Annotated in this window: 4 protein-coding genes; 2 read left to right on the top strand and 2 right to left on the bottom strand. The window is 61.1% G+C overall.

All coding sequences use genetic code 11. From position 1 onward, the window contains the following. Positions 1-87 precede the first annotated feature (87 nt). Both V6F88_RS27625 and V6F88_RS27630 read left to right on the top strand, forming a co-directional pair. Positions 88-1,896: a monovalent cation:proton antiporter-2 (CPA2) family protein gene (locus tag V6F88_RS27625; protein ID WP_332613497.1), complete on the top strand. Its 1,809-nt coding sequence runs from the start codon at positions 88-90 to the stop codon at positions 1,894-1,896. Between the two features lie 562 nt (positions 1,897-2,458). Further along, positions 2,459-3,925 (top strand): sensor domain-containing diguanylate cyclase, encoded by a 1,467-nt coding sequence (locus tag V6F88_RS27630; protein WP_332613498.1) that lies wholly within the window; start codon positions 2,459-2,461, stop codon positions 3,923-3,925. Between the two features lie 11 nt (positions 3,926-3,936). Here V6F88_RS27630 and V6F88_RS27635 read toward each other — a convergent pair whose 3' ends face one another. Both V6F88_RS27635 and rng read right to left on the bottom strand, forming a co-directional pair. Continuing rightward, positions 3,937-4,638, bottom strand: a complete 702-nt coding sequence (locus V6F88_RS27635) for a DUF3053 domain-containing protein (RefSeq protein WP_332613499.1) — start codon at positions 4,636-4,638, stop codon at positions 3,937-3,939. Between the two features lie 196 nt (positions 4,639-4,834). Beyond that, positions 4,835-6,316 (bottom strand): ribonuclease G, encoded by a 1,482-nt coding sequence (gene rng / locus V6F88_RS27640; protein ID WP_332613500.1) that lies wholly within the window; start codon positions 6,314-6,316, stop codon positions 4,835-4,837. Positions 6,317-6,909 lie beyond the last annotated feature (593 nt).

Raw genomic sequence — 6,909 nt, forward strand, 5'->3', positions numbered from 1 at the left:
CGGATAGCCGGAAAATGGCGCAAGCCCATCTGCTGTGGCCGGGCCCCGCCTTGCACGGCGGGCCCATCGTATAACCGGGAGCGCCTTATGGCTTCGCCTATCGAAGGCAATCAACTCGTGAACGTCGTCGTCCTGCTGGGCGCGGCGGTCGTCGCCGTACCCATCTTCAAGCGCCTGGGGCTGGGTTCCGTGTTGGGCTACCTGGCGGCCGGCCTGGCGATCGGCCCCTTCGGTATCGGCTTCTTTTCCGACCCCAAGTCCATCCTGCACGTGGCCGAACTGGGCGTAGTCATGTTCCTGTTCATCATCGGGTTGGAAATGCAGCCGTCGCGCCTGTGGAAGCTGCGGGGCGAAATCTTCGGCCTGGGCGTGGCGCAAGTGCTGGCCTGCGGTGGGCTGCTGACCGTGGTGGGCTTGCTGGCGGGCCTGTCCGGCGCGGCCGCCTTCATGGCCGCGATGGGGTTCGTGCTGTCGTCCACGGCAATCGTGATGCAGATATTGGGCGAGCGCGACGAAAGCACCAGCGCGCAGGGCCAGCGCATCGTTTCCATTTTGCTGCTGGAAGACCTGGCCATCGTCCCCTTGCTGGCCTTGGTGGCCTTGCTGGCGCCCAGCGGCGCCACGGCGGATCATGGCAACCCCTGGACGCAGACCGCGATAGCCCTGGGTTGCATCCTGGCGCTGCTGGCGGCCGGGCGCTGGCTGCTGAACCCGTTGTTCCGGTTGTTGGCCGCCGCCCATGCCCGCGAAGTCATGACCGCCGCGGCCCTGCTGGTTGTGCTGGGCGCCGCCTTGCTGATGGAATTGGGCGGCTTGTCGATGGCGATGGGCGCGTTCCTTGCCGGGGTCCTGTTGTCCGAATCCACCTTCCGGCATCAATTGGAGGCCGAAGTTGAACCGTTCCGGGGCATATTGCTGGGCCTGTTCTTCCTGGGCGTCGGCATGTCGCTGGATCTATCGGCGGTCGCGCGAGAATGGCCGCTGATCCTGGCGGCCGTTGTGGCCTTCATGCTGGTGAAATCCGTGGGCGTTTACGTGGTAGCCCGTTTGTTGCGGGCCTCGCACGCAGAGGCCGTGACGCGGGCGGCTTTGCTGGCGCAGGGGGGTGAATTCGCGTTCGTGCTGTATGGCGCGGCGGCGGCCGCCGGCATTTTCGATGCGCATACCGGGGCGGTCCTGACCGCGGTCGTCATTATCTCCATGGCTCTGACCCCATTATGTGTATTGTCGTTGCGATGGCTGCTGCCGCCGCCGGCGCCGTCCATGGACGGCGTGGACGTCGCGCGGGACCTGGACGGCTGTGCGCTGATCGTCGGTTTTGGCCGTTTCGGCCAGATCGTTACCCAGGCGATGCTGGCCCGCGACCTGACCGTGTCTATCCTGGATACGGACACCGACGCCATCCGCGCCGCAGCGAAGTGGGGCGTGAAGGTGTATTACGGGGACGGTACTCGCATCGACATGTTGCGCACCGCCGGCGCCGAAAACGCCTGCGCCATCCTGATTTGTATCGACAACCCGCAGGCCGTGAATCACATGGTCAAGCTGATCAAGTCCGAATTCCCTTTGGTGCGCATCGTGGTCAGGGCGTATGACCGCATTCATTCCCTGGCCCTTGCCCGGGAAGGCGTCGACTACCAGGTGCGGGAAACGCTGGAATCGGCCTTGGTGTTTGGAGAAGCGGCATTGCGCGCCATCGGGGTGCCACCCGACGAGGCCGCCGAAGTGGTGCAGGACGTGCGCCGGCGCGATACCGAACGGTTTGACCTGGAAGTGGCGGGCGGCCTGTTCGCCGGCCGGTCGCTGCTGTACGGCAATATGACCGGGCCGGCCGACGGCAGAAACGACAAGCCGGACCGCGAAGCGGCCGAAGCGGCGACGAATCCCCTGGCGTAACGCTGTATATCTCCATCGTTGCACAACTTTTCGGTTCATTTCACGCGCGGCGATGGCAGGCTGCGGTAATTTATCCGCACTGACTCTTCACTTACGAAGAGCATTTGCCAGGGGGCTGCCATGCTGCATTCGGACCGGGGTTTCACCACACCGCACGCTGTAGGGGTTGAGCTTGCCCGACGCCAGGCTTTGGCGTTGCAGTGCGGATTTTCAGCTGACGCGATGCGCCAGCTGCTATCGCCGGGGGGCAGCGCCGCGCCCGCCTGGGCGATCAGCGCACATCGCGAAACGGACCGGGTCCGGGGCGCGGGGGCGTTTCCGTTCCGGATCGGAGTTTCAGCGGTTTCTTGATGGCTTGGGGGCCGGGCGCACGGCGCTCGGTTTGCCCGCCCCGGCCAGATGCGCGCGATCTCTCGTCGCGCGCTTTTCTTTTGGTCTGGTCATTCGCATGCCCTGGACGCGCCTGCCGCCTTGCGCGCCACGCTCGGCGGCGGCATTATCTTGCTGAATATCACAAGGACGTAAGCCACGACACCCGCACGCATCGCCAAGGAGCGCCGGTTTGAAGTCTCGCAGTTTTGTGCATCGCGTCTTGTACGCGTTGGCCGGACTGGTGGCCATCGGCATCTGCATGGCAGCAGTGGCGTTGCTTTGGATCGACCGTCAGGCCACATGGGCCGCCGCGCACAAGTCGGCACGCAATATCACCGGCATACTGGCCGCTGATATTGGCCGCACGTTTCAAATCTACGATTTATCCTTGCAAGGCGTTGTAGAGCGGCTGGGCGAGCCGGGCATCAACGACGTCAGCCGCGCCACGTTACAGCGTTTTTTGTTTGACCGGTCGTCCACCGCTGAATACCTGGGCGCCATCGTCGTGCTGGATCAGGACGGGAATATCCGTTATGACTCCACCTCGATTAATCCACCGCCGCTGAATTTTGCCGACCGCGACTACTTTCGCGTGCACCGCGACGCGGAAGATGTGGGTCTGTACGTCAGTCGCCCTTATATCAGCCGCCTGCGGCAGGGCGATGAAAGCATCGCGATCAGCCGGCGCCTGGTCAATCCGGACGGCACCTTTGCCGGAGTCGTTGCCGGTTCATTGCGGATGGCCTATTTCCGCGATCGATTCGCAGAGCTTTCCATCGGGCACAACGACGCCATCACGATATTCCGCAACGACGGCGTGGTGCTGGTGCGCACTCCCTATTCCATGGTGGATGTTGCGGGTAGCGGGCCTGGGCTGCTGGCATTCCAACAGTTTCTCATCCGGCGCGAAAGCACCTTCGTGGGCGATTGGGCGCCTGATGGCGTGAACCGTCTTTACACCTTCGACACGATCGACAACACGCCGCTGGTAATCGACGTGGCGCTATCCGTGGACGATATCCTGGCGCGCTGGAACCGACGCGCGGCATTGATTGTGCCGGTCACACTGGCGCTGTTTTTCTCGGTGATGGCGCAGATTGTGTTGTTCCGCCGTGAAATGCGGTGGCGCCAGGCATTCGAACAGCAGTTGCAAGAGCGCGCGCAGACGGACGGCCTGACAGGCATCGCCAACCGGCGCACCTTTGACGAAACGCTTGACCGCGAGTGGGCATCGGCTCGCCGCAATGGCGGGCCAATCTCACTGCTTTTTCTGGATGCGGATCACTTCAAGCGCTACAACGATCGCTACGGCCATCAAGAGGGTGACGAGCTGTTGAAGCGGCTGGCGCTGACGCTTGAGAGTAAAGCCCGGCGGCCTCGGGACCTGGCGGCGCGCTACGGGGGCGAAGAGTTCGTGCTGCTGTTGCCCGACACCGATAGCGACCACGCGCTGGCCATTGCCGAATCCATAAGGGCGGCGATCGCGGAATTGGGTATTCCGCATCAAGACAATGTGGACGGCATCGTCACGGTCAGCATCGGTGTGGCAACTGCCGGCCCCACCGATGCAAAACCCGCGTCGACGCTGCTGGAGGCCGCCGATGCCGCCGTATATCGTGCAAAAAAAGCCGGACGCAATAGAATCGCCGCGGCTTGATGGCTTCTGACTTATCGGCCCAGCATCAACGCCTGCATGCGGGTGTGCGCCTGTTGCAGGTTCCTGGCCTGGTCATTCAGGTTTTGCAGCAGTTGATTCAGCTCGGCTTGTACCGCCGGGTCGTTCACCTTCGTGATCGGGCCCGAGATCTCGATCTGCGTTTTGTGCGCCTCGACGTAGTCGGCAATCTTCAAGCCGCTGTCAAAGGTGGCATTTAACTGCGGAAGCACGTCGCGGAACGTGTCGGCGGGCAGGCTCACCGTCTTTTCATAGGCCTTGTCGTAAACCGTCTTCAAGTCCGCCGGTTGTTTCAGCTGCGCGTGCGCCGCATCCGCCTTGGTTTGCTGGTCTTTCAATGCAACGCCCATATCGCTCAAGGACTGTTGAGCGGCTTTCATGTCATCGCGGCGCGTCACGATATCGTTCAACGAACGCGGGGCGCTTTTCTGGATGATTCCCGACAAGGGTTTGACGGCTGCGTCCATACCGGCGTTGAAGTCGGTGATCACCGCGTAATGCGAAGCATAGTCGCCAAGCGACTTCTGTTCCTCATCCGTCAGCTTGGGCACGCGCACGCCGGGCTTGTCCACGATGCGAGTCTGCAAGTACTGAATGAACGCGGCACGCTGCTCGGGTTCCTTGTCGCCGCAAGCGGCCAGCACCAGCGGCAGCGCCGCAACCAGCAGCAGGAACGGACGGAATAGGGACTTCATTGAATAACCTCCGAAAGCATGAAAAAGGGCGCTGGGCAGGGTAAACCCTGGCAAAGCGCCCGCGAGCTTATCGGCTGAAGCCTCCCGCCGCCATCCGTTTCAAACTTCATTTCAATCGAATCGTTAAGTCACATAATTTGCGAAGATTGATGTGAAAGTCGGATGGGTTTTTGCTATACGCGCGTGTCTGGCGAAGTCAAACAAGAATGATGTCGTACTTTTCCTGCGTATAGGTGCTCTCGACTTCCAGCGATACCCGTTTGCCCACAAAATCACCAAGCATCGCCAAATGCTGGCTTTCTTCTTCCAAAAATAAATCCACGACGTCCTGCGACGCCAAGATCCGAAATTCCTTGGGATTGAACTGCCGGGCTTCGCGCAGAATTTCACGCAGGATTTCATAGCAAACCGTGCGCGGCGTGCGCACATTGCCGCGGGATTCGCACATGGGGCAGGGCTCGCAAAGCTGATGCGCCAGGGAATCCCGCGTCCGCTTGCGGGTCATTTCCACCAGCCCCAATTGCGTGAAGCCATTAACCGTCATGCGCGTGCGGTCACGCGACAACGCCTTCTTCAGTTCGGCCAGCACCGTGTCGCGATGTTCCTGTTCTTCCATGTCGATGAAGTCAAGAATGACAATGCCGCCCAGGTTGCGCAGCCGCAGTTGGCGCGCGATTGCCTGGGCCGCCTCCAGGTTGGTCTTGAATATGGTGTCGTCGAAGTTGCGGCCGCCGACGAATCCGCCGGTATTCACGTCCACCGTTGTCAGCGCCTCGGTCTGGTCGATGATCAGATATCCGCCCGATTTCAGATCCACCCGGCGAGACAGGGCTCGCGCGATCTCGTCGTCGACGTTGGCGGTGTCGAACAAGGGGCGGTCGCCACTGTAATGCTGAATGCGGTCGACCACCGACGGCGTGTAAACCCGCGCCCATTCCAGCATCGCGGCGCTGGTCGTGCGCGAATCCACCAGAATGGCGCCGATCGTCGGCCCCACCATGTCGCGCAATACGCGTTGCGCCAGCGTCAGGTCTTGATGCAGCAGGGCGGGGGCGGGCTGGCTGCGCGCGGCAGCCTGGACGCTGCTCCACAGCTTGCGCAAATATTCCAGGTCGGCGGTCAGCTCGTCATCGTTGGCGCCTTCCGCCTGTGTCCGGACGATGAAGCCACCTTTCTCGTCCGCCGGCATCAAGGCTTGCAGCCGCTCTCGCAGCTGAATGCGCTCGGACTCGGCATCGATCTTCTGCGAAATCCCGATGTGGGGATCGTGGGGCAGATAAACCAACATCCGTCCCGCCATGCTGATCTGCGTCGACAGGCGTGCGCCCTTGGTGCCGAGAGGGTCCTTGACCACCTGGACCATGATGGTCTGTCCCTCGAAAAGCAGCTTTTCGATGGGCGTGGGCGTCAGCCCCTGGCTACGTTCGCCCCGGTTCTCACGCAGATCGGCAATATGAATAAAGGCGGCGCGCTCCAGGCCAATGTCGATAAACGCGCTTTGCATGCCCGGCAACACACGAACCACTCGCCCCAGGTAGATATTGCCGACATGGCCACGCTGGATGCTGCGTTCGACATGCAGTTCCTGCACTGACCCTTGTTCCACCAGCGCAACGCGGGTTTCAAACGGGGTCACATTGATCAGAATATCTTCGCGCTGGGCGATGGCGGGGGGCATAGCGTGCTCGTCTCCAAATAGGTGCGGCGTACAGCGAATAGTAAACGTACCCTACGCCTAGGCAAGCGCGGTCGCCGACTATCTATATATAGAGGGTGCGTGCACTGCTTGCGCGTCTTTCCATCCATTTTAGATTTACACAACTTTCTTGCGCGTCCGGGCGGGCGGCCGAAAAACTTGTGCTATAGTCTCGCTCCTTCGCAGTTCAGACACTTTGAACCGCGAAGCCAAGCAGTACGACGGGCTTCGGCCTGCAGCCAAGTAGCCAGTGATGGCCGCCAAGCGGGATTGCAAGGATCGGTGCAAGTCAGGCAAAAGCCAGTTGCACTTTCTGCAAAAATCGTGCTATAGTCTTGGGCTTGGCTGGTGATGACGAGTAAGGGTTTACCCGGGTCGATATCACAAGTCATCTGAGCAGTAACCGACCTCTGGTTTTCAGGGTCGTCGCTAGCGAAAGCCGGTGGCGGGGTTGCAAGATAGGATGCAAATTAGGCAAGAGCCGGTTGCATAATCTGCAAAAGTCGTGTTATAGTTTCAGGCTTGGCAGTTGCCGAAAACTTAGGGTTTACCCGGATGGGTGGTTCTGATGTTTC

It is taken from the genome of Achromobacter sp. ESBL13 (assembly GCF_036668755.1).
Classification (GTDB): Bacteria; Pseudomonadota; Gammaproteobacteria; order Burkholderiales; family Burkholderiaceae_B; genus Achromobacter.

What these genes read in the sequence shown, in the direction of transcription:
- V6F88_RS27635 (WP_332613499.1), bottom strand. Translation starts at nt 4,638, where the DNA reads ATGAAGTCCCTATTCCGTCCGTTCCTGCTGCTGGTTGCGGCGCTGCCG.
- rng (WP_332613500.1), bottom strand. Translation starts at nt 6,316, where the DNA reads ATGCCCCCCGCCATCGCCCAGCGCGAAGATATTCTGATCAATGTGACC.
- V6F88_RS27625 (WP_332613497.1), top strand. Translation starts at nt 88, where the DNA reads ATGGCTTCGCCTATCGAAGGCAATCAACTCGTGAACGTCGTCGTCCTG.